Here is a 19,225-nt window from a genome sequence, read left to right as displayed (position 1 = left end):
AAATGGGTGCGCTGGGTGCTTGTTTGTAAAAGGTTGTCTTAAGGTAGCCAGCGGATAATCTATCAATTCCGGTGAATACTCTATTGATCGGGCCGCCGTCATTTATAATTTTGAGGCAGCTGAAAACCATTTACATGTACAAGGCCATTGATTGTTTGCTGCGTTTATTATGCCTGCCAATAATTGGCTGGCTGGTTAGCGCGCCTGCTAGGGCCCAGGACGATCTTGATCTGAATAAAAGGATCGGGAAAGTAGACTCCAATAATATCTTTTCTGCACCAAATTATTACACCTGGTGCAGCAGCGTGATCAAGGGAGACGATGGAAAATATTATATGTTCTATTCGCGGTGGCCGCATGGAAAAAGAGCATTCGATGATGATTCCATGAATTATATTTTTGATGGCTTCAGAGGGTGGTTGAAATATTCTGAAATTGCCTGTGCGGTGTCAGACAGTTTAATGGGTCCCTATAAATACGTAAAAACTGTTCTCAAAGGTACGGGTGATCCTGCCCGCTGGGACCGCTATACCATGCACAATCCGCAGATCAGGAAATTCGGGAACTATTATTACCTCTACTATATCAGCAATTCATTTAATGCCGGATACATTTATAAAGATTCAGCAACCCGGAGAGACTGGTATCACTGGTTGCAATACAATTGCTCACAAAGCATTGGTGTGCTGCGGGCTAAAAGCATAAAAGACCTGGTAGCAGGTAAGTATGAAAAACCGGAGAAACCGGTAATGACGATTGACAGTGTTCATACGTTTGAGGTGGCTACCAACCCCACGGTTACTCAGGGACCGGATGGAAAATATTACATGATGTTTAAATCGAGAAAGCCAAATAACGGAAATATGACCTTCTGGATGGCAATGGCTGAACATCCTGATGCGCCTTTTAAATTGTCCGGTGAGGTGTTTACCAGTGAGGAAATGGCGGGTGAAGATCCCTGTATGTGGTACGATAAGAAAAGAAAGCGGTTTTACGCAGCCGTCAAATATTATTCAAACAGTAAAAAGCTGGTGCCGCAATTCGGCGCCCTGGCGCTTTTGACGTCAACAGACGGGTTGAAATGGCAGCCTGCCAGTCACCCGTTTATTTCGTTACGGGAGATCCAATTTAAAAATGGCAGGAAGATTGAACTGGCACACCTGGAACGGCCGTTTGCGGTAACTGATAAAAACGGACAGGTATTGGCGTTGTTTGCCGCAGCAGCTATTAATGAGCCTTCAAAGGGGGATATACAAAACGTAGTACCGGCATATAATACGTTTAATGTGTGTCTTCCTATAAAATAACACAGCATGGAATTATACAACAAAGTGATCTTTTTAACAGGGGGGAGTGAGGGAATAGGACGGGAATGTGGCCGCGCTTATATAAAAGAAGGCGCCAGGTTAGTGATTGTGGCGAATGATGCGCTAAGCCTTGCCCATGCGAAACATGAATTTGGCCAGGATCATTTGTTCATTTGTTGTGATGTGGGTAAGGCCCATGAAGTTGAAATGGCGTTTGAACAAACCCTGAGCAAATTTGGCCGCATCGATTGTATACACAACAATGCCGGTATTGCGCATCCGGCAAAAACACTCGATGAAACAACCGACCAGGAGTGGGAAAACCTGATGAACGTGAATTTAAAAGGTATTTATCATACCGTTAAATATGGCATCGATGCACTGAAAGAAACGGCCGGCTCTATTTTGAATACGAGTAGCATGGTAGGTGAAATTGGCCAGGAATTGCATGCCGCCTATGTAGCTACCAAAGGCGGAATAAATGGTCTTACAAAAGCCATGGCGCTCGATTATGCCAAATACCATATCCGGGTGAATGCGGTAAGCCCTTCCGGTGTATATACACCTATGTTGCACAAATGGAAAGAAGAACAGCCCAATCCGCAGTTGATCGGCGAGTACCTGGATGCGATGCATCCATTGGGTTATTGCCCTAATGCGGATGTAGTGGCAGATGCATGCGTGTTCCTGTTGTCGGACCGGGCCCGGTTTATTACCGGTTGTATTATGCCAGTGAGTGGAGGGGCTGAACTGGGGTACCGGAGTGTGCTGGCGACGTCTTTAGAGAATGATGTTTAACATTTAACTTGTAAAATCGGGAAGAACGATGATCAGGTCATTTAAAATACACGATAGAAGGTTTAAACTGGATGGAGGCGCCGGCAGCGACGCCATTCACCGGGACCCGGTATATTCCTATGCAGTTACCGAGTTGATAGATGACAGTGGTTTAACCGGAACGGGGTTTGCATTTACGTTAGGCGAAGGAAATGAACTGGTTTGTAGGGCGGCCGCTTTTTATGCCGCACAATTGAAAGGAAAAGATATCGCGGAGATCATGGCCGATTTTGGCAGCCTGTTCCGGCAACTGTCCAATGAACAACAGTTCAGATGGCTGGGGCCGCATAAAGGAATCGTGCATTTAGGCCTGGCGTCTGTTACCAACGCCTGTTTTGATCTGTGGGCAAAGAAGACGGGCGTGCCGCTCTGGAAATTGTTGATCGATCTCACTCCCGGACAAATAGTCAATACACTTGATCTGTCGTACCTGGAAGATGTGCTCACGAGGGAAGAGGCGATGCATATCATAATGCAGGCATTGCCTTGTAAGGAAGCACGAAGCGCCATTTTGGAAAAAGGTTATCCCGGTTATGATACTTCTGTTGGCTGGTTCAATTATGATGATAAACAGGTAAAGGAAAATTGCAGGAAAGCAATTGCCGAAGGGTTTACTGCCATGAAATTAAAAGTGGGTTCAGCTGATCCAAAAAGAGATATAAGAAGAGCGAACCTGGTAAGAAATGAAGCGGGCAGTAACTGCAAAGTGATGCTGGATGCCAACCAGCAATGGACGCTGCCCCAGGCTTTGGATATTTGCAGTGAGTTGCAATCCATGCACCCCTATTGGATAGAAGAACCAACGCATCCCGATGATGTGCTGGCGCATAAAACCCTGGCCGATGCCATTGCGCCGGTAAAGCTGGCGTTGGGTGAACATGTGCCCAACCGGATCATCTTTAAAAACTATTTGCAAACCGGTTGTGCCGGTTTTATCCAGGCCGATGCCGTTCGATTGGGTGGCGTAAGTGAATTTATTACGGTTAGCCTGTTGAGTAAAAAATATGGCATCCCGGTAGTGCCACATGTGGGCGACATGGGACAGTTACACCAGCACCTGGTATTGTTCAATCATATTGCAATGGGGCATGAAGCCTTGTTCCTGGAACATATACCCCATTTACAAAAACATTTTGTTCATCCTGCAAATATTGAGAACGGTGTTTACAAAACACCACAGGAGCCAGGCAGCAGTTGCGAACTGAAAAACTGAAAACCGGTTATCGATGATCAAGAATATTGATATTGTCATTAGTGTACTGTACATCCTGTTTATAGTAACTGTAGGTTTATGGGCCGGGTTAAAAAAGAGCAAGGTGGGTGCGAAGACGGAATCGGGCGATTATTTTTTGGCTGGTAAAACCCTGAAGTGGCCCATGATCGGGCTGGCTTTGTTTGCCACCAATATTTCCTGTTTGCATTTGGTAAGCCTGGCGCAATCGGGTTTCGACTCCGGTTTGCTGAACGGCAATTTTGAGTGGATGGCCGTGTTCACCCTTATACTGCTGGCGTTGTTCTTTGTGCCGTTTTATTTACAATCGAATGTGGCAACGCTTCCTGATTTTCTGGAAAAGCGGTATAACAGGGCCTGCCGCGACTGGCTGGCCATCATCTCTATAGTTTCAGCAATTGTTATTCATATTGCCTTCTCGTTCCTTGCCGGTGGCATTGTGCTGAAGACGATCTTTGGTGTAAATATGTACGTGAGCGTGTTCGTCATAGCAGTGCTCACGTCTATTTATACCATTATTGGCGGCTTGCGGGCCGTAGTGGTAACCGAATCCATTCAAACCATTGTATTGCTTGCCGGGGCCATTATTATCACCGTCATTTGTTTTCAGAAAACAGGCGGCTGGCATTCCTTCACCCAAACACTCAGCGATACCCATAACCTCGATAAACTCTCTATGATCCGCCCGGTGGGCGATGCCAGTGGCCTATCGTGGCAGTCTGTATTTCTCGGTTACCCGGTGCTGGGGATCTGGTACTGGTGTGCCGACCAAACCATAGTACAACGCGTGCTGGGTGCCAAAGATGTAAATCATGGCAGGGCAGGCGCGCTGTTCTGCGGCGTTATAAAATTTTTTCCGGTTTTTATTTTTGTATTACCCGGTTTAATGGCTTTTGTGCTGAACAAAAGAGGTGTTTTTGATATCAGTAGCATTCAGCATCTCGATAATACAGGCAGAACCGTTACAGAAACAAAAGGTATATACACCCTGATGATCGCACAACTGGTACCAACTGGGCTGGTGGGTGTACTGGCGGCTGCCTTATTATCTGGATTGATGAGCCAGATCTCGGGCGCGCTGAATTCAATAGCCACGCTGGCCAGTTATGATCTGTATAAACGCTTCAAACCTGCTACCACCGATGCGCAGCTGGTAAAGATGGGACGCATCTCCGCTGTACTGGCATTGATTATTTCTATAGCCTTATTGCCATTGCTTAACCAGTACGAAAGTTTATTCAGCGGCATCAATGATATCATAGCGCATATGGCACCGCCGATCACTACCGTATTTGTGTTGGGGATTTTCTGGAAAAAGGCATCGGCCAAATCAGCACAGTATACTTTATGGTTTGGTTCGTTGCTGGGTGCTGTCGTGTTTGCCATCAACAAGCTGATGCCTGATGTTGCTATCAGCAAAGTACCGTTTATGATGATGGCGTTTTATCTGTGTTGTGCCTGCGTGTTCATGCAGGTGGTGTTGTCGTATGTTTTTCCGGTTAAACATACGGCCGAAAGCGCAACCCTCTATTGGAAATCGCCCCTGGAACCGTTGCAGGGAAAGGCCTGGCGTGGGTTGGGGAATTATAAATTGCAGTCGGCGTTGTTGATCGTACTCATGGTTGTTTTGTATTTTATATTTAAGTAAGACCCATTAATCAGAGATGAAAAATATTTTTTTATTCTTGCTGCCTATACTCCTGGTGATGCAGGGATGCCTGCAACAATCTGCTGCCAGGGATAGTGAAAAAAAGCAGCGGGTGCGGTATGGAATGATAACAGGGGTGAAGCCGGAGAAGCTGGATTATTATAAATCATTGCATGGGAAGCCATGGGCAACAGTGTTGGCCAAAATAAAGGAATGCAATATTGAAAACTACTCCATCTATCTGCAGAAAATAGATAGCAACTATTTTCTGTTCTCTTATTTTGAATACACCGGGAACGACTTTGATGCGGATATGAAGAAAATGGCTGCGGATACCGCTACCCAACGCTGGTGGCGTGAAACAGATCCCTGTCAATTACCCTTGCTGGAAGCGGTGGCAAAAAAACAGATCTGGACAAAAATGGAGGAAGTGTTTTATAATAAATAGTGCGAATAATATTATGATAAGAAGAATGATGTTGTTCCGGGTTTTCTTACTAACTGTTGCTGGTTTCAGTCAAATGCCTTTTTTAAAGGCACAGCGAACAGCGCTGAAACCAACTTCGTTGCAATTAAACTGGCAGGCTTATGAAACAACGGCCTTTTTACATTTTTCCATCAATACGTTTACCGATAAGGAATGGGGCGATGGCAAGGAAGATCCTCAGCTCTTCAATCCTGTACAATTTGATGCCCGGCAATGGGTGAAAGCATTAAAGCATGCCGGCTTTAAAATGGCCATCATTCTGGTCAACGATCACTACCGATGGGATGTGGCCCGGTAAAGTAAATCCTGCTTATTTAAATAAAGGCGATGAAAATGGAAAAAGCTGGATCCCCGCCGAGACCTATGTCAGTGTTCGTCCGGGTTGGTTCTGGCATGAAAAAGAAAATAGCCAGGTGCGTTCGGCGAAAAATCTGGTGAACCTGTATTATCAATCAGTAGGTAGAAATAGTTTGTTGTTGCTGAATATTCCACCCAATAAAGACGGTTTGTTTGAGGAAACGGATATTCGCGCTATTGACAGTTTTCGTACAATTCTGAATGAAACCTTTGCAGTTAACCTGGCCACCGCACGAACTAAAAGGGAGCTTACCGACAAAAAAATAAACAGTTTTATGTCGTTGAAATTAAATGAGCCATTTGTTATAGATCTGGGCAAAGCACGGGACTTCGACCGGTTGTTACTCCAGGAGAATATTGCAAATGGACAAAGTATCAAACAGGGAGTGTGGGAATATTGGGATGGCGCCTACTGGCAACTACTTAAGACATTTTCAACGATCGGTTATAAACGGTTGTTTCGGTTTGATACTATTAAAAGTTCAAAACTCAGGCTTACTATAATACAGGCAAAGTTTGACGATCAAATACAGTTATCAGAAATTGGTATATACAAAGCAGCAGTTGGTGAATAATGCTGCTGATAGATAAATAGAATATATATATTGTGGCCAACGCTTTAGTTAAACAAGATTGATATGCCAGGAAAAAAAGAAAAAATAATTCTTACAAGCGCCTTTTTACCGATATTGACTTTTCTTTCTTTTTGTTTCTTATCACTCAGAACAAGAAGTAAAGATGATGGCGAATCTCTTGCGCCCCCAGCCACTCCCAACGTAATTCTTATTTTAATGGATGATATGGGGTATGGCGACCTGGAATGTTATGGTGGCTTTCCTTATCACACGCCGAATATTAATAAACTCGCGGCCAGTGGGATCAGGTTCACCAACTTTTATGCAGCCCAGGCTACCTGCAGTGCATCGCGGTCGGCCTATCTTACCGGCTGTTATCCCACCAGGATCGGTATATGGGGGGCTTTTAGTCCGGAAAGTAAAATTGCATTGAACCCTGAAGAGGAAACGATTGCAAAGCTGCTTAAAAACAAAGGCTATAAAACAGGGATGATGGGTAAATGGCATTTAGGACAAAAAGCGCCATTTCTGCCATTGAATTATGGGTTCGATGAATTCCTGGGACTGCCGTACTCACACGATTACTGGCCGGTTAACTATGATGGTACCCCGCTGGATACTACTACCCAACGAGGCAAGTGGCCCACGCTCCGGTTAATTGAAGGCAATACGCCCATAAGAACGATTACTACGCTGGATGATGCAGCCACGCTTACCACCTTGTATACAGAAAGAGCAACCGGTTTTATAAAGAAAAATAAGAACCAGCCATTCTTCCTGTACCTGGCGCATGCCATGCCGCATGTACCATTGGCTGCTTCTGCAAAATTTAAAGGGAAGAGCCATGCAGGTTTGTTTGGCGATGTAATGGAAGAAATTGACTGGTCGGTAGGCGAGATCATGAAAACGCTGGAAGCAAACGGTCTTACAAAAAATACAATTGTGATCTTTACCAGCGACAATGGTCCCTGGTTAACCTACGGTAACCATGCAGGTAATACCGGCGGGTTGCGCGAAGGAAAAGGCAGCGCCTGGGATGGCGGCCTGCGGGTGCCCTGCATCATGAGCTGGCCGGGTACGCTGGCTTCAGGGGGTATTTGTAATAATATGGTGGCCAGCATGGACCTGTTGCCTACGGTGCTTTCTGTGTGTAAAGCCGGCATGCCGGAAAAGAAGATCGATGGCGTAAACCTGTGGCCCTTGTTAAGCGGTGTTTCCAACGCCAGCCCGAGAGATGAATTTGCGTATTATTATGATCGCAATAGTTTAAAAGGTATAAGGAAAGGCGAATGGAAGCTGGTGTTCCCCTGTGTTTCTCAAACATATAAACGGGCTTCTGCTATCGGCAATGATGGCTGGCCGGGAAAATATGCATCCGATTCTGTACACCTGGCCTTGTATAATTTAAGGACCGATCCGGGTGAAACCCTGGATTTACAGGTGCAATACCCTGATATCGTGAAACAGCTCACCAACATCGCCGATAAATACAGGAAGGAATTAGGTGATGATCTGACCAAACAAACCGGCACCGAAGTAAGGCCTGCAGCAAAAGTAAACTGATAAAATTTATTCAGGTGATGAATAAACATACACAGGTTATCCGTATAATAATGATTGCAACTTTGCAATTGTTTGCTCTACGAAATACGTTTTCCCAGGCCACCGCTCAACGGCCCAATATCATTTACATGATGAGCGATGACCATGCTTACCAGGCCATCAGCGCGTATGGCTATGGGTTGAACCAAACGCCCAATATTGATAAACTGGCAGAACAGGGCGTTTTGTTCAAGCGGGCTTATGTTACCAACTCTATTTGTGGCCCCAGCCGGGCGGTAATGCTTACCGGTAAGTTCAGTCATGTAAATGGGTTTACTGATAATCACAGTACGTTTGACGGCAACCAGCAAACGGTTGCCAAACTCTTACATAATAGCGGGTATACTACCGCTGTTATAGGCAAATGGCACCTGGTTTCTGATCCACAGGGATTTGATTACTGGAACGTCCATCCGGGCCAGGGTGATTATTACAATCCCGATTTTATTGAAAACGGCATACGTAAAAGGGTAGAAGGGTATAGCACTAATCTTGTTACAGATTTTGCCATTAAATGGCTCGATCAACGGGATAAAAGCAAACCGTTCTTTCTTATCTATCAACAGAAAGCGCCCCACCGCAACTGGATGCCGGAACCAAAATATTATCACCTGTTCGACAGTGTGCAGTTCCCGGTTCCTGCCAACTTCTTTGATGATTACAGTACCCGAACCAGCGCTGCCCGCGAACAGGAAATGGAGATCGCCAGGCATATGACCGATACCTACGATCTTAAGCTGGCCTTTGATCTGCCTAAGGAAAGCCAACGCGGATTGAATAGTTTATGGACAAGTATTTACAACCGGTTAACGCCGGAAGAAAAACAAAAATGGGAAGAGGCCTATAAACCATCTAATGATGCGTTTTATAAAGCTCATCTTTCCGGTAAGGAACTGGCCATCTGGAAATACCAGCGTTATATGAAAGATTACATGCGTTGTGTGCAAAGTGTGGATGACAATGTGGGCCGGTTGATGGATTATCTGAAAGCGAATGGCCTCGATAAAAACACCATCATTATTTATACCTCCGATCAGGGATTCTTCCTGGGCGAACACGGGTGGTTTGATAAACGATGGATGTACGAAGAATCTTTCCGCACGCCGCTTATTGTAAAATGGCCCGGCGTTACCAATAAAAAGGTAGTCACGGAAAGTATGGTGCAGAATGTAGATTTTGCTGAAACCATCCTGGAGATGGCCGGTTTACCAATTCCCACCGATATGCAGGGAAAAAGTTTTGTTCCATTGTTGAAGGGTAAACAAAAAGGAAATGTGCATGATGCTTTATATTACCACTTTTATGAGAACCAGGAACACAAAGTAGCCAAACACATTGGGATAAGAACCGACCGGTACAAACTGATCTGTTTTTACGAAAAGAATGAATGGGAGTTGTATGACCTGCAGAAAGATAAATCGGAAATGCACAATGTTTATAACGATCCTGCCTATGGTAAAGTACAGGCGGAAATGAAACAAAAGCTGCTGGAACTTAAGAAACAATACAAAGATCCGGTACCGGAGATAATCCCATAAATAAATATTAAGAAATGAAGAAAGTTGTTTTTGCCATTGGGTTACTTTTTATTTGCTTCTTTAACAACCTGGAAGCACAAACTAAAATACCTGCAGATTCTATCCGGTCTAAAATGCAATGGTTTGCCGATGCCAAACTGGGCATTTTCATCCATTGGGGCATTTATGCGGTAAAGGGCATAGGTGAAAGCTGGAGTTTCCATAATAAGGAGATCAGCCACCCCGACTACATGAAACAGTTGAATGGGTTTACAGCAGCTAAATATGATCCCAGTGCATGGGCTGCTTTGATAAAAGAAAGCGGGGCCCGGTATGCGGTTATCACAACCAAACACCATGACGGAGTGGCGCTGTGGCCAACCAAACAGCATCATTATAACATTCCGCAAAATTCTCCTGCGAAGCGGGATGTGCTGACGCCTTTTTTTACAGCATTGGATAAAGAGGGTATAAAGAAGGGCGCCTATTTTTCTTTGATCGACTGGAGCTATCCCGATTATCCCGGTTTTTTAAAAGACAGCAGCCGCTATAAAATTGCGAATGAGCCCGCCCGGTGGCAACGGTTCCTGAATTTTTACCAGGGGCAGATCAATGAGTTGAATATGCAGTATCACCCTGACCTGTGGTGGTTCGATGGCGATTGGGAACACAGTTCAGATGAATGGCAGGCGCCCAAAGTGCGGCAACAGATCCTGCAACAAACCCCAACGGCTATTATAAATGGCCGGTTGACGGGTTATGGCGATTATGATACACCCGAGCAGAATTTTCCTGTTACCCGTCCCACGTATAATTGGTGGGAATTGTGCATGACCATTAATAACAGCTGGGGTAATCAACCACGTGATACTGCCTGGAAAACTCCATATGAAATCATAAGTATTTTTGCCGATGTGATCAGTAATGGCGGAAACCTGTTGTTGGATATTGGCCCCACTGCAGAAGGTATTATCCCGGAAAAACAGGTACAGGTGCTTAAAGAACTGGGTAAATGGAATAAAAAACACCAGGAAGCTGTATTTGGTACACTGGGCGGCTTACCCCAGGGGCATTTTTACGGGCCAACCACCCTGTCAAAAGATTCAAATACTATTTATCTTTTTGCACCTGCAAACGCAAAGGGACAATTAGTGATAAAAGGCCTTAGCTCAAAAATTAAAAGGGTGCGGCTGGTTGGCAGCAATGAACAGTTGAAATACAAAGAGGTAGGCAAAATATCCTGGAGCCCGGTACCAGGGCTGATTTATATCCCGTTGCCACCCACTGCCAATGATGCCTATATGGATATAATTGCGGTAGAACTGGAGGGCCCGGTTAAATTATACAGGGGGCATGGGGGCCTGCAATAAGGGAGCGAAAGACAGGGATGAAATAATAAACTACAGAAATATAGATTGCCGTTATTATTTTTGTAGCGAATCCCTACATAGATATAAAATTCGTTCTATATAAGCCATGAAGTTAGCCACTACCCAAGCCATTTGCATTATCCTCCTGTTCATTATTTTTTACCCTGTTTTCTTTGCCGATTATGCTTATATGGATGAGGCATATCAACTCTGGCACAATGACGACAATTCAAATTTTAACATGCTTTTTGAACAGGGCAGGGGCCTGGGTGCATTGGTTATGCAAAAGTTTTTTACCTCTACGGCTGCTATAAACGAATTAAAATGGATCCGGGTGATTTCTTTTGGCGGCTGGGTGATGGCTGTAATAGTTTGGAATGCTATATTATACAGCTGGAAGAAGGTCTTTAATTTAAATGAACGGTGGGTACTCTTTTTAAGTATCTGTCTTCCCTGTAGCATTTCGGTAGCTATCTCCATCGGTTGGGCTGGTCTTGCCCAGGTTTTTCTGGCCTTTATCCTGGCGCTTCTAAGTGGGCACCTGCTGTTTATAAATACGTATGGGAAGAAGGGGCTACGCATTTCCGTGGGGAAAGCAATTTTAGTAGTGGTACTGGCATTGGCTTCGCTTTCGCTTTATCAGCCTGCAATTGGCGCCTATTTGTTGCCTTTCTTTTTATGCCACCTGAACGACCGGTTTAAAAAGCCTGACCCGGTGATGTATATTGGCGTAGGTTTTTACCTGGCCATCAGTTTACTCTACTATATTCTTTTTAAATATTCCCTTGTTGCCTATGGTATAGGCGCCAGCGATAGAACAACGCTGTCGCTCGATCCGCTGGCGAAATTATCGTTTTTCTTTTCTCAACCGCTGGCGCAGGCATTCAGCTTTAATTTCCTGTATAACATGCATGGCATCTTTTCCCAGGCATTTTATCCTGTTATGTTGGCCGCGTGGTTGTTTTCTGTCTTTGCTTTGGAGCGGGACCAAAAACTGGTCTACAAATTTGCTTATGTAGGAAGAGTACTGTGCCTGCTGATGCTGATGTATATCTCAGTAATGGTGCCCAGGGAAAATTTTGCTTCTTACCGCACCATGCTTTGTTTAAATTTAGCCGGCACTATGTTGCTGGTTGATGTAATACTCAGACTGGTTAAACAAAGCAACTTCAAAAACTTCATCCCTTACCTGGCAGCGGGAATAGTAGTGGTGGTGGCCTGGTGTAATTTTAATCTGAATTACGTCTCTCCGCTTAAAAAAGAATACCAGGCTGTTCATACTTACTTTCAACAAAACTATGACAGCTCAAAAACAAGCATCTATTTTGTAAGACCCCCCGACAATTTATTTAAAAAGCTCTACAACCAGAATTTATACAAAGATGAATTTGGTTTACCTTCTACCCACAAAGAATGGACGCCGGAACCACTGATCAAACAAATGGTGCTGGAAGCTACAGGCAACAGAGCGAAGGCCCAGCAAACAGCTATTATTAATCTGCCGGTTGAAGAAAGGGATAGTGTGAACGTGGGGCCAGGATCAATAGCCATCGATGTAGAAAAGGTGCTGGTAGATTAGTTATAAAACTTCGAGTCATCCAGGAATTTTTTTACTTCTGCAGCATCCGCATAATTTAACCGGATGATCTGTTGTATGGCCTGCTGTTTATTTTTTGCATTTCGGTAATACGATTTACAGATGGTATACCCCATAAAGTATCCCAGATCGCCCATGGTTTTTGTAGTAGTGCCATTATACAGCCAGTTGGAGAGATCTTCACTGAACATTTCTTTTTTGAATTGGGCTTTCAATTCCTGTTCGTTTTCCCTTCCATAAACGAGATAGCTTTGATTCAGTGGCTTGTTCAGGACCAGTTCAGTAATAAAATCACAGGCGCCTTCATAAATGCATTGTCCAAGCAGGTTTTTACCTTCCCCTTTTTGCTGTGCATGTACATATTCATGGATAATAATAGGAATGATATCAACAGTTGCTTTCGGTTTAAAGAAGTTGGCCAGCCGTTTATCGGGGAATTCTGAAGCAACTGTATGTTGATCGCCCATGGCAATTTCAGCCGCGATCAATATTACCGAATCCTGGGTAACTCCCGCGGCGCGAACGGCACTGATGGTGAAATACACATTTGCGGGCTTCGTATCAGGATAAACGTTTTTAAGTTTATCCAGGTAGGTTTCAATGGTTGGGATCTGTGGAGGTATGGTAAGTGTGCTGCTCCGGATCGATTTCCAGAAAAGCGGATAGCTATCGATAACAGTAACCAGTCTTTTGGCATCAAAATTTCGTAGCTGCATAAATTCCCGGAGCCCGGCTGTGCCTTTATCAATGTATAATGACTGCATAATTTCAACCTGCCTTATCGTGTCCCTGGTGGTTTGAACGCTGTCGAACGCTTGCCAGAAATGATCGATGTCGGATGTGAAAATATTTCCTTTCGTTTGAGCGAAGCTGCCAAGGGAACAAGTCTGGCAGCAAAGGATCAGGCTTAAGAATACAGGTATTCGATAGTGCATGTGGTTGAGATTATTTAAGGCGTAACACTCTTGCATGAATAGTATTAAAGAATTCAGGTGTAAGTCCTAAAAATGTAGCTATATGTTTCTGTGGAATGCGTTTGGCCAGAGCTGGATATTTTTCTCTGAAATGAATATAACGTTCCTCGCCGTTCATTGACAATAACCGGAGATTTTTTAAATGCTGGCTCACCAGTGATTGTTGATAGGAGAGGCGGAAGAAACGCTCCATTGCCGGCACTTCCAGCATAAACGCTTCCAGGTCTGCCTGTTTTATTTGTATTACTTCTGAATCTTCCAGGGCTATTATGCTGACATTGGACGGTTCCTGCACAGTGCGGCTATACAGGTCAGAAACCCACCAGTCCTCAATAGCAAAATAGATGTTGTGCTCGAGGCCTTTTTTGTCAACGTAAAAACTTCTGAAACAACCCTGGTTTACATACCACTCAAAATTGCAGACGGCGCCTTCCCGCAAAAGGAATTCTTTACGTTTTACTTTTCGGATGCTCAATAACGCACTAAAGGCCTTTTCCTCCTGGGGACTTAATGAAGTAAAGCGCCTGATGTTTTTCAACATGTTATCAAAAGGCATAAGTACTACAAATTTCCTCCTTGCAGGCTTTAAAAAAACTAAGATACCTTAATTTTTTTTAAAGCTTCAGCGCTGAATTTTGTTGCTATAAATTAAACAAATGGTGAATCTGATCGAAGAACGCGCCGGTTTTGAGCTGCTTGGCCGGCAATACCCTGTTGCCAGACATGTTGTTATTGAAAACACCTCCATTGCCAATGTGCGTTGTGCCTGGGTTATACCGGCAACAGCCGTTGCCGATGAGGTGGTGATGTATATTCACGGCGGTGGTTTTATTTATGGATCTGTTAACTCGCATGCTGCGCTGGTAAGCCATATTGCACAGGCGATAAACCGTAAGGCGCTGGTGATCGATTATCCCCTGGCGCCGGAGCATCCTTTTCCGGCTGGACTGAATGATTGCGTAAACGTTATTGAAACGTTTTGTAAGCAACATCCAACTATTACTTTCGGAATTATGGGTGATAGCGCGGGCGGCAAATTACATCAGCAATATGGTAAAGCCGGTGTTCAATCGGAGTGTATTGAATTTGAAGGCGAACAACATGTATGGCCCTTTAATGATATTGCTGCTGCCGCCTCGAAAAAAGCACTTGGGCTGATGGCGGATTTTGTGGGCGCCTTTTGCAGTTGAAGATATTTATCATTATGTTGTGCGGAAAATCGTAGCAAAAGCATCGCATCATGGGTTTCTTCAACCGGTTATTCAGGAAAGCAGATTCATCAGATCAAATCACCTGTCCAAGGTGTTTAGGCAAAGGCCATGTAGACCGGGACGATATTATCCGGCTTAACATGCAAGGGAAATGGGGCACCGGCTCCTGTGCTTATTGCAAGGGTACAGGGGAGGTGCATAAAGAGATCTTATCAAAGGTGGCGCCTGATGCCAGGCACCTGACTACCGATTTAACAGAAAAAGAACGGGAGGCTGTTGTAAACGCCACTAAACTGGAAGGCTGCCCGGTTTCAGAATATAACCGGCTTTGGCTGGAGAATGCTTTTAGTGTGCTGCTCGATTTTTTCGGTGAGGAAAACATCCTGCAAAAAAAGGTACTTATTCCGCATTATGCTGATTTTCCTGTTCCTTATGATAAAACAGAACAATCGGCCTATGAAACCATGAAGGTTGTTGCCTCCCAAATGGAAGTGCCTTTTGAAAGCATTGAATTGAGGTTTTATGATGACAGGATTACGGAATTGTCATCGGGCAGTCCTTTTGGAACAAATCTTTACCTGGAATCGGTTAAAGGCGATCATAATGCCCAGGGATTTTATATGGGCATGCAGGAAAATGGCAAATACGAAATCTGGGTGAGCCGTAATAACCTTGTTTTCCCGGAAAGGTTGGTGGCGATCCTGGCGCATGAGATAGCTCACATAAAACTACTGGGTGAAGAACGGAGAATTTCAAATAATGAATATCTGACTGATCTGACAACAGTGGTTTTCGGACTGGGCATCTTTAATGCCAATGAAGCCTTTCAAAGTTATAAAGATAAGCGAACGTGGGGCTATACTTCATTAGGCTATTTATCGCAAATGCAGTGGGGTTATTCGCTGGCATTATTTGCGTATGTGCGTGGTGAACATGCTCCCGCCTGGAGTGAACATTTATCGCCAAACGTAAAAAGTGATTTTCAGCAGGCGCAACGTTTTATTGAAGCCAATCGTGAGCTGATATTCCAGCAGTAACTTATCCATCTTCCCCATCCGTGATCTCACTACCGGCGCCCGTGGTATCACCGGTCGTTTTTTCTTTATCAGAAAGGTTCTCATTAGCCCTGGGGTTAGGATTCATTTTAACAGATTCCGGCGATTGGCCATTGATAAACGCAGTTTTCTTTGCATCTTTTTGGGGATCTTCCGCGGTTGAATTTTTCAACTCTTCATCACGTTTATTTGAATTCATATGCTTTTTTTATAAGACACAAAAAGATTATGCCAGGTAGCACGTTGGCACTACCTGGCATTCATTTAAAGGTTTGAACAATTACGCGTGTTCATGTACGCCTTCTGCAATTTCTTCCAGCATTTTTTTGTTGAACGCTTCGAGATCTTTAGGGCTCCGACTGGTGACAAGGCCATTATCTACCACTACTTCTTTATCAACCCAATTCACACCAGCATTCTTCAGGTCTGTTTTAATAGAAGGATAGGAAGTCATCGTGCGTCCTTTCAACAAACCTGTTTCAATTAATAATTGTGGGCCATGACAAATAGCGGCAACCGGTTTTCCGGCATCCAGAAAATGTTTTACAAATGCTATGCATTTCTCGTTCATTCTTTCATGGTCGGGGTTCATCACCCCACCCGGAACCACCAGCGCATCGTAGTCTTCAGGATTAGCTGAATCTATTTGCACATCAACCGGTAATTCCTGTGACCAATGATCGTGGTCCCATGCTTTCACTTTATCTGGTTGGGGAGAAACGATCTGTACATTCACACCTGCATCTTTCAATGCCTGTAAAGGACTGGTTAATTCCACCTCTTCAAATCCATTTTCTGTAATAATTGCCACTCGCTTTCCTGATAATTTTTGTGTAGCCATGACGTAAGGTTTTAAAATGTAATAATGAATTACGCATAAAAACTATACCGTAAAATTCAATAAATCAAGGCATAAATTGCTGATTTTGCTCTACGTTCTGTTTGCCGGTTACACCATCGAATATTCTTCGCAATTCATTTGCCAACATTTCTAAAACTTGTCCAATACCGGCTCATGCATTCCCGTTTTGCAATAGCATACAGATATCTTTGTTGCCGGAACCACATTTTGTTGAGATTACTTTCTTCACCCTAAACTGGTTGCAATGACATTTCTGACATGTAAACCGACCTGTTATGTCGAAAAAAAGCATCCAGACCAGTGCGCTGCCCGAGGAAGATATTATTGAATTGATCAGACAGAACGACAACTTTGCCTTCGATCTGTTGTATGAAAAGTACTGGAACCGCCTGTTGCATTTTGCCTTCCGGTACGTAAAAGATAGCTATGCATGCCAGGAAATTGTACAGGAGTTATTTGTACAACTGCATACTTCAGGTCCCCGGCTCAAAATAAATTCCTCTTTGTCGGCTTATCTTTTTGTAGCTATCAGGAACCGGGTATATAATTATCTGCGAAACACGGCATTGTATAAAAAGCATATTACTTTGGCGGGTAAAAAATTGATGCCCTCGCATAACAATGTGGAGCAGGCGATTAATTTTATGGATGTACAAAATAAAATAAATGATACCGTGTGCCACATGCCCGAGAAATACAGGACGGTATATTTATTACATGACCAGAACCATTTTACCGTAAAAAAGATCTCGGAAGTGTTGAACAGGCCGGTGAATACCGTAGAGAAACAATTACGTAAAGCTATGTATATCCTGCGCGACCGGCTGGTAATGCATGAAATGACTATATGAGAATAAGGTTTATAAGATAGTGGTAAGATAGATATCTCTACTACTTAAAACTTGTACGACACACTTACAGAAACCCCATAGTCGAAATCACTGGTTTCGGAAGACTGGTTATCGAAGTTTGTATAGGGGTTTATGGTAAGGTAGAAGTCCCTGATGATCTGCCACGAAAAACTGGTGTTACCAGAAAAACGGATGCGGCCCTTTTGCGTAAGTCCGAAAAAAACAGTTTGCTGGGTGCTGATCTGGATGTTGGGCTGCGAATATTTAAAAAAATTGAATTTCAATAGTACGGGCAATTCAAGCAACAATCCACTCTGGTCGCCGGAAGTGCTTTTTTCCTGGTTGAAAACGAGGCCAGTTATTGCATAGAGCTGGGAATATTGACGCACCATCAGTTTATTGCCGCCGCCGATCATTTGCTGATATCTACGGGCAATGTCTAACTCCAGGTTTCGCTGGTAAGCCAGGTTGATGGCTGCAAACCAGGTGGGGCTGAAGGTATAGGCGGTAAAGAAAGACAGTTCTTCCCGGTCCCTTGAGTAGCCTATAGAATCCAATGTGCCGTTTGTGGATGCAGTGAGCTGATAATCCCAAAAACTGGTCATGTAAAATACGTTAGCACTCAGGTTAAACTGGCCTATTTCGCTCGATTTGGTATATGTAAAACCGGTGGAGACAGAGCCGTTCAGTTGTGAAAAGAAATGCTGGTTCACAGAAAATATCGTGTTAAGGCTCATGATCTCCGCATCAAAAATAGTACCGGTATCGAGCAGGATATTGACACATCCGTCTTTTGTGGATGGTTTCATCATGCCGATCAGGATCCTTTTATCACTGGTTTCTATTTTGAAAGTCCTGTTTGCGGTAAGTGATTTTATTTTGTACTGCTTAACATGGATCATTTTAAGATCTATATCATCGATGTAGATCTCTCCATACTGGCCGCCTTTTATCTCCCCGATAAGCGTTTGCCCTTTATACAATACTATGGTGTCTCTAACCTGGGCAAAAGCAAGATTGCCCAAAATTATAAATGCCAGGAAAGTTATGGAAACAAAAAGCCGGAACATATCCTATAGACACTCATGAGTAGCTGGGGGCGCCATTTTTTTAGCAAGTTGGCGGAATACAGGTTGCAGAGGTGTCTTTTATAATGGATACCATTGTGGATGGTATAAACTATATGTTCAACATGACTAGCCGCAGAAGATTCACCGAAGACCAAAAGATCGCCATCCTGAATCAGGCGACGAAGATGGGTATTACAGCGGTATTACGGGAACACAACCTTTCGTACAGCGTATTTGCCCGGTGGAAACAACAACTGATAAAAAATGAACCCTCGAATCAATCATACACAAAAACCAGGTCGGAGCTAAAGCACCTGTATGAAGAAAATATGCGGTTAAAACAGATAATTGCCGACATGGCCCTGGAGCTTAATAAAAAAGAGGATGAATTAAAGAAAGTGAAACGGTAACAAATTGTATGGATAAAATTTATACAACAGTTATTGGTACGTTGCTTTTACTGGGTGTGGCTTTTGGGGCCATTGGTAAGAAAGATGTGAACAGCTTTAAAAAAGAACGCGTGATCTCCTGCGGACCTGTACAGGTAGCCCGGGAGCATAGTTCCTGGCCAGGAGAAAACAATAATGGCAATAGCTGTTCGCATCAGCCTGTTAGCGCCGCCCTGGCTGGCAGGTTTAAACGTGGGAAAACGCATGGTTGTTAAAAATGGAATA

Annotated in this window: 21 protein-coding genes; 16 read left to right on the top strand and 5 right to left on the bottom strand. The window is 43.9% G+C overall.

All coding sequences use genetic code 11. From position 1 onward, the window contains the following. The first annotated feature begins 134 nt into the window (after window positions 1-134). From NIAKO_RS18520 to NIAKO_RS18470, 11 genes are all read left to right on the top strand, one after another. On the top strand, window positions 135-1,307 hold the full coding sequence (locus NIAKO_RS18520; protein ID WP_014219974.1) for a glycoside hydrolase family protein: 1,173 nt from the start codon (window positions 135-137) through the stop codon (window positions 1,305-1,307). Between the two features lie 6 nt (window positions 1,308-1,313). Beyond that, on the top strand, window positions 1,314-2,105 hold the full coding sequence (locus tag NIAKO_RS18515; RefSeq protein ID WP_014219973.1) for an SDR family NAD(P)-dependent oxidoreductase: 792 nt from the start codon (window positions 1,314-1,316) through the stop codon (window positions 2,103-2,105). A gap of 28 nt (window positions 2,106-2,133) precedes the next feature. After that, window positions 2,134-3,357 (top strand): enolase C-terminal domain-like protein, encoded by a 1,224-nt coding sequence (locus NIAKO_RS18510; RefSeq protein WP_014219972.1) that lies wholly within the window; start codon window positions 2,134-2,136, stop codon window positions 3,355-3,357. Between the two features lie 13 nt (window positions 3,358-3,370). Further along, window positions 3,371-5,023, top strand: coding sequence for a sodium:solute symporter (locus tag NIAKO_RS18505; protein ID WP_014219971.1), 1,653 nt, complete (start codon window positions 3,371-3,373; stop codon window positions 5,021-5,023). Window positions 5,024-5,060: 37 nt separating this feature from the next. Further along, the gene (locus NIAKO_RS18500) at window positions 5,061-5,471 is read left to right on the top strand and encodes an L-rhamnose mutarotase (RefSeq protein ID WP_242675464.1); all 411 of its coding nucleotides are present in this window, start codon (window positions 5,061-5,063) and stop codon (window positions 5,469-5,471) included. A 13-nt stretch (window positions 5,472-5,484) separates the two neighbouring features. Continuing rightward, window positions 5,485-5,808, top strand: a complete 324-nt coding sequence (locus tag NIAKO_RS39145; RefSeq protein WP_207622394.1) for an alpha-L-fucosidase — start codon at window positions 5,485-5,487, stop codon at window positions 5,806-5,808. Further along, window positions 5,744-6,442 (top strand): alpha-L-fucosidase, encoded by a 699-nt coding sequence (locus NIAKO_RS18490; RefSeq protein ID WP_207622395.1) that lies wholly within the window; start codon window positions 5,744-5,746, stop codon window positions 6,440-6,442. Before NIAKO_RS39145 ends, NIAKO_RS18490 begins: the two co-directional genes overlap by 65 nt. A gap of 63 nt (window positions 6,443-6,505) precedes the next feature. Beyond that, complete coding sequence (locus tag NIAKO_RS18485; protein ID WP_014219969.1) at window positions 6,506-8,005, top strand: sulfatase family protein; 1,500 nt, start codon at window positions 6,506-6,508, stop codon at window positions 8,003-8,005. 17 nt (window positions 8,006-8,022) lie between these two features. Further along, window positions 8,023-9,582: a sulfatase family protein gene (locus tag NIAKO_RS18480; RefSeq protein WP_014219968.1), complete on the top strand. Its 1,560-nt coding sequence runs from the start codon at window positions 8,023-8,025 to the stop codon at window positions 9,580-9,582. A gap of 14 nt (window positions 9,583-9,596) precedes the next feature. Beyond that, window positions 9,597-10,931, top strand: a complete 1,335-nt coding sequence (locus tag NIAKO_RS18475) for an alpha-L-fucosidase (protein ID WP_014219967.1) — start codon at window positions 9,597-9,599, stop codon at window positions 10,929-10,931. 106 nt (window positions 10,932-11,037) lie between these two features. Next, window positions 11,038-12,510, top strand: coding sequence for a hypothetical protein (locus NIAKO_RS18470; protein WP_014219966.1), 1,473 nt, complete (start codon window positions 11,038-11,040; stop codon window positions 12,508-12,510). Here NIAKO_RS18470 and NIAKO_RS36935 read toward each other — a convergent pair. Both NIAKO_RS36935 and NIAKO_RS18460 read right to left on the bottom strand, forming a co-directional pair. Beyond that, entirely contained in the window at window positions 12,507-13,463 is a 957-nt protein-coding gene (locus tag NIAKO_RS36935) for a gliding motility protein GldB-related protein (RefSeq protein ID WP_165761264.1), read from the bottom strand. The two genes, NIAKO_RS18470 and NIAKO_RS36935, sit on opposite strands and share 4 nt — an antisense overlap. 10 nt (window positions 13,464-13,473) lie before the next feature. Beyond that, window positions 13,474-14,058, bottom strand: coding sequence for a Crp/Fnr family transcriptional regulator (locus NIAKO_RS18460; protein WP_014219964.1), 585 nt, complete (start codon window positions 14,056-14,058; stop codon window positions 13,474-13,476). A gap of 100 nt (window positions 14,059-14,158) precedes the next feature. Between NIAKO_RS18460 and NIAKO_RS36930 the strand changes: the two genes are divergently transcribed. Then, the gene (locus NIAKO_RS36930; RefSeq protein ID WP_014219963.1) at window positions 14,159-14,692 is read left to right on the top strand and encodes an alpha/beta hydrolase fold domain-containing protein; all 534 of its coding nucleotides are present in this window, start codon (window positions 14,159-14,161) and stop codon (window positions 14,690-14,692) included. 50 nt (window positions 14,693-14,742) lie between these two features. Further along, window positions 14,743-15,750, top strand: a complete 1,008-nt coding sequence (locus NIAKO_RS18450; protein ID WP_014219962.1) for a M48 family metalloprotease — start codon at window positions 14,743-14,745, stop codon at window positions 15,748-15,750. Between the two features lies 1 nt (window position 15,751). Here NIAKO_RS18450 and NIAKO_RS18445 read toward each other — a convergent pair whose 3' ends face one another. Together NIAKO_RS18445 and NIAKO_RS18440 are read right to left on the bottom strand one after the other, a co-directional pair. Next, a complete protein-coding gene (locus tag NIAKO_RS18445; protein WP_014219961.1) occupies window positions 15,752-15,967 on the bottom strand; it encodes a hypothetical protein in 216 nt (71 codons plus the stop codon). A gap of 81 nt (window positions 15,968-16,048) precedes the next feature. Further along, a complete protein-coding gene (locus tag NIAKO_RS18440; protein WP_014219960.1) occupies window positions 16,049-16,609 on the bottom strand; it encodes a type 1 glutamine amidotransferase domain-containing protein in 561 nt (186 codons plus the stop codon). A 296-nt stretch (window positions 16,610-16,905) separates the two neighbouring features. Between NIAKO_RS18440 and NIAKO_RS18435 the strand changes: the two genes are divergently transcribed. Continuing rightward, a complete protein-coding gene (locus NIAKO_RS18435; protein ID WP_014219959.1) occupies window positions 16,906-17,481 on the top strand; it encodes an RNA polymerase sigma factor in 576 nt (191 codons plus the stop codon). A 44-nt stretch (window positions 17,482-17,525) separates the two neighbouring features. On the opposite strand, the gene NIAKO_RS18430 is transcribed toward NIAKO_RS18435, so the two are convergent. Next, window positions 17,526-18,506, bottom strand: a complete 981-nt coding sequence (locus NIAKO_RS18430; RefSeq protein WP_165761265.1) for a DUF481 domain-containing protein — start codon at window positions 18,504-18,506, stop codon at window positions 17,526-17,528. 167 nt (window positions 18,507-18,673) lie between these two features. Between NIAKO_RS18430 and NIAKO_RS18425 the strand changes: the two genes are divergently transcribed. Together NIAKO_RS18425 and NIAKO_RS18420 are read left to right on the top strand one after the other, a co-directional pair. Next, the gene (locus tag NIAKO_RS18425; protein WP_172642129.1) at window positions 18,674-18,961 is read left to right on the top strand and encodes a transposase; all 288 of its coding nucleotides are present in this window, start codon (window positions 18,674-18,676) and stop codon (window positions 18,959-18,961) included. 8 nt (window positions 18,962-18,969) lie between these two features. Next, window positions 18,970-19,215 carry a hypothetical protein gene (locus NIAKO_RS18420; RefSeq protein ID WP_014219956.1) on the top strand — a complete coding sequence of 82 codons (246 nt, stop codon included), beginning with the start codon at window positions 18,970-18,972 and terminating at the stop codon, window positions 19,213-19,215. Window positions 19,216-19,225: the final 10 nt, after the last annotated feature.

The sequence above is a fragment of the Niastella koreensis GR20-10 genome (assembly GCF_000246855.1).
Lineage (GTDB): Bacteria > Bacteroidota > Bacteroidia > Chitinophagales > Chitinophagaceae > Niastella > Niastella koreensis.
Note: the sequence above shows the minus strand (reverse complement) of the source record. Positions and strands in the feature narration are given on the sequence as shown.

Coding starts and splice junctions, on each gene's coding strand:
- NIAKO_RS18520 (WP_014219974.1), top strand. CDS start 135: ATGTACAAGGCCATTGATTGTTTGCTGCGTTTATTATGCCTGCCAATA.
- NIAKO_RS18515 (WP_014219973.1), top strand. CDS start 1,314: ATGGAATTATACAACAAAGTGATCTTTTTAACAGGGGGGAGTGAGGGA.
- NIAKO_RS18510 (WP_014219972.1), top strand. CDS start 2,134: ATGATCAGGTCATTTAAAATACACGATAGAAGGTTTAAACTGGATGGA.
- NIAKO_RS18505 (WP_014219971.1), top strand. CDS start 3,371: ATGATCAAGAATATTGATATTGTCATTAGTGTACTGTACATCCTGTTT.
- NIAKO_RS39145 (WP_207622394.1), top strand. CDS start 5,485: ATGATAAGAAGAATGATGTTGTTCCGGGTTTTCTTACTAACTGTTGCT.
- NIAKO_RS18490 (WP_207622395.1), top strand. CDS start 5,744: ATGCCGGCTTTAAAATGGCCATCATTCTGGTCAACGATCACTACCGAT.
- NIAKO_RS18485 (WP_014219969.1), top strand. CDS start 6,506: ATGCCAGGAAAAAAAGAAAAAATAATTCTTACAAGCGCCTTTTTACCG.
- NIAKO_RS18480 (WP_014219968.1), top strand. CDS start 8,023: ATGAATAAACATACACAGGTTATCCGTATAATAATGATTGCAACTTTG.
- NIAKO_RS18475 (WP_014219967.1), top strand. CDS start 9,597: ATGAAGAAAGTTGTTTTTGCCATTGGGTTACTTTTTATTTGCTTCTTT.
- NIAKO_RS18470 (WP_014219966.1), top strand. CDS start 11,038: ATGAAGTTAGCCACTACCCAAGCCATTTGCATTATCCTCCTGTTCATT.
- NIAKO_RS36935 (WP_165761264.1), bottom strand. CDS start 13,463: ATGCACTATCGAATACCTGTATTCTTAAGCCTGATCCTTTGCTGCCAG.
- NIAKO_RS18460 (WP_014219964.1), bottom strand. CDS start 14,058: ATGCCTTTTGATAACATGTTGAAAAACATCAGGCGCTTTACTTCATTA.
- NIAKO_RS36930 (WP_014219963.1), top strand. CDS start 14,159: ATGGTGAATCTGATCGAAGAACGCGCCGGTTTTGAGCTGCTTGGCCGG.
- NIAKO_RS18450 (WP_014219962.1), top strand. CDS start 14,743: ATGGGTTTCTTCAACCGGTTATTCAGGAAAGCAGATTCATCAGATCAA.
- NIAKO_RS18445 (WP_014219961.1), bottom strand. CDS start 15,967: ATGAATTCAAATAAACGTGATGAAGAGTTGAAAAATTCAACCGCGGAA.
- NIAKO_RS18440 (WP_014219960.1), bottom strand. CDS start 16,609: ATGGCTACACAAAAATTATCAGGAAAGCGAGTGGCAATTATTACAGAA.
- NIAKO_RS18435 (WP_014219959.1), top strand. CDS start 16,906: ATGTCGAAAAAAAGCATCCAGACCAGTGCGCTGCCCGAGGAAGATATT.
- NIAKO_RS18425 (WP_172642129.1), top strand. CDS start 18,674: ATGACTAGCCGCAGAAGATTCACCGAAGACCAAAAGATCGCCATCCTG.
- NIAKO_RS18420 (WP_014219956.1), top strand. CDS start 18,970: ATGGATAAAATTTATACAACAGTTATTGGTACGTTGCTTTTACTGGGT.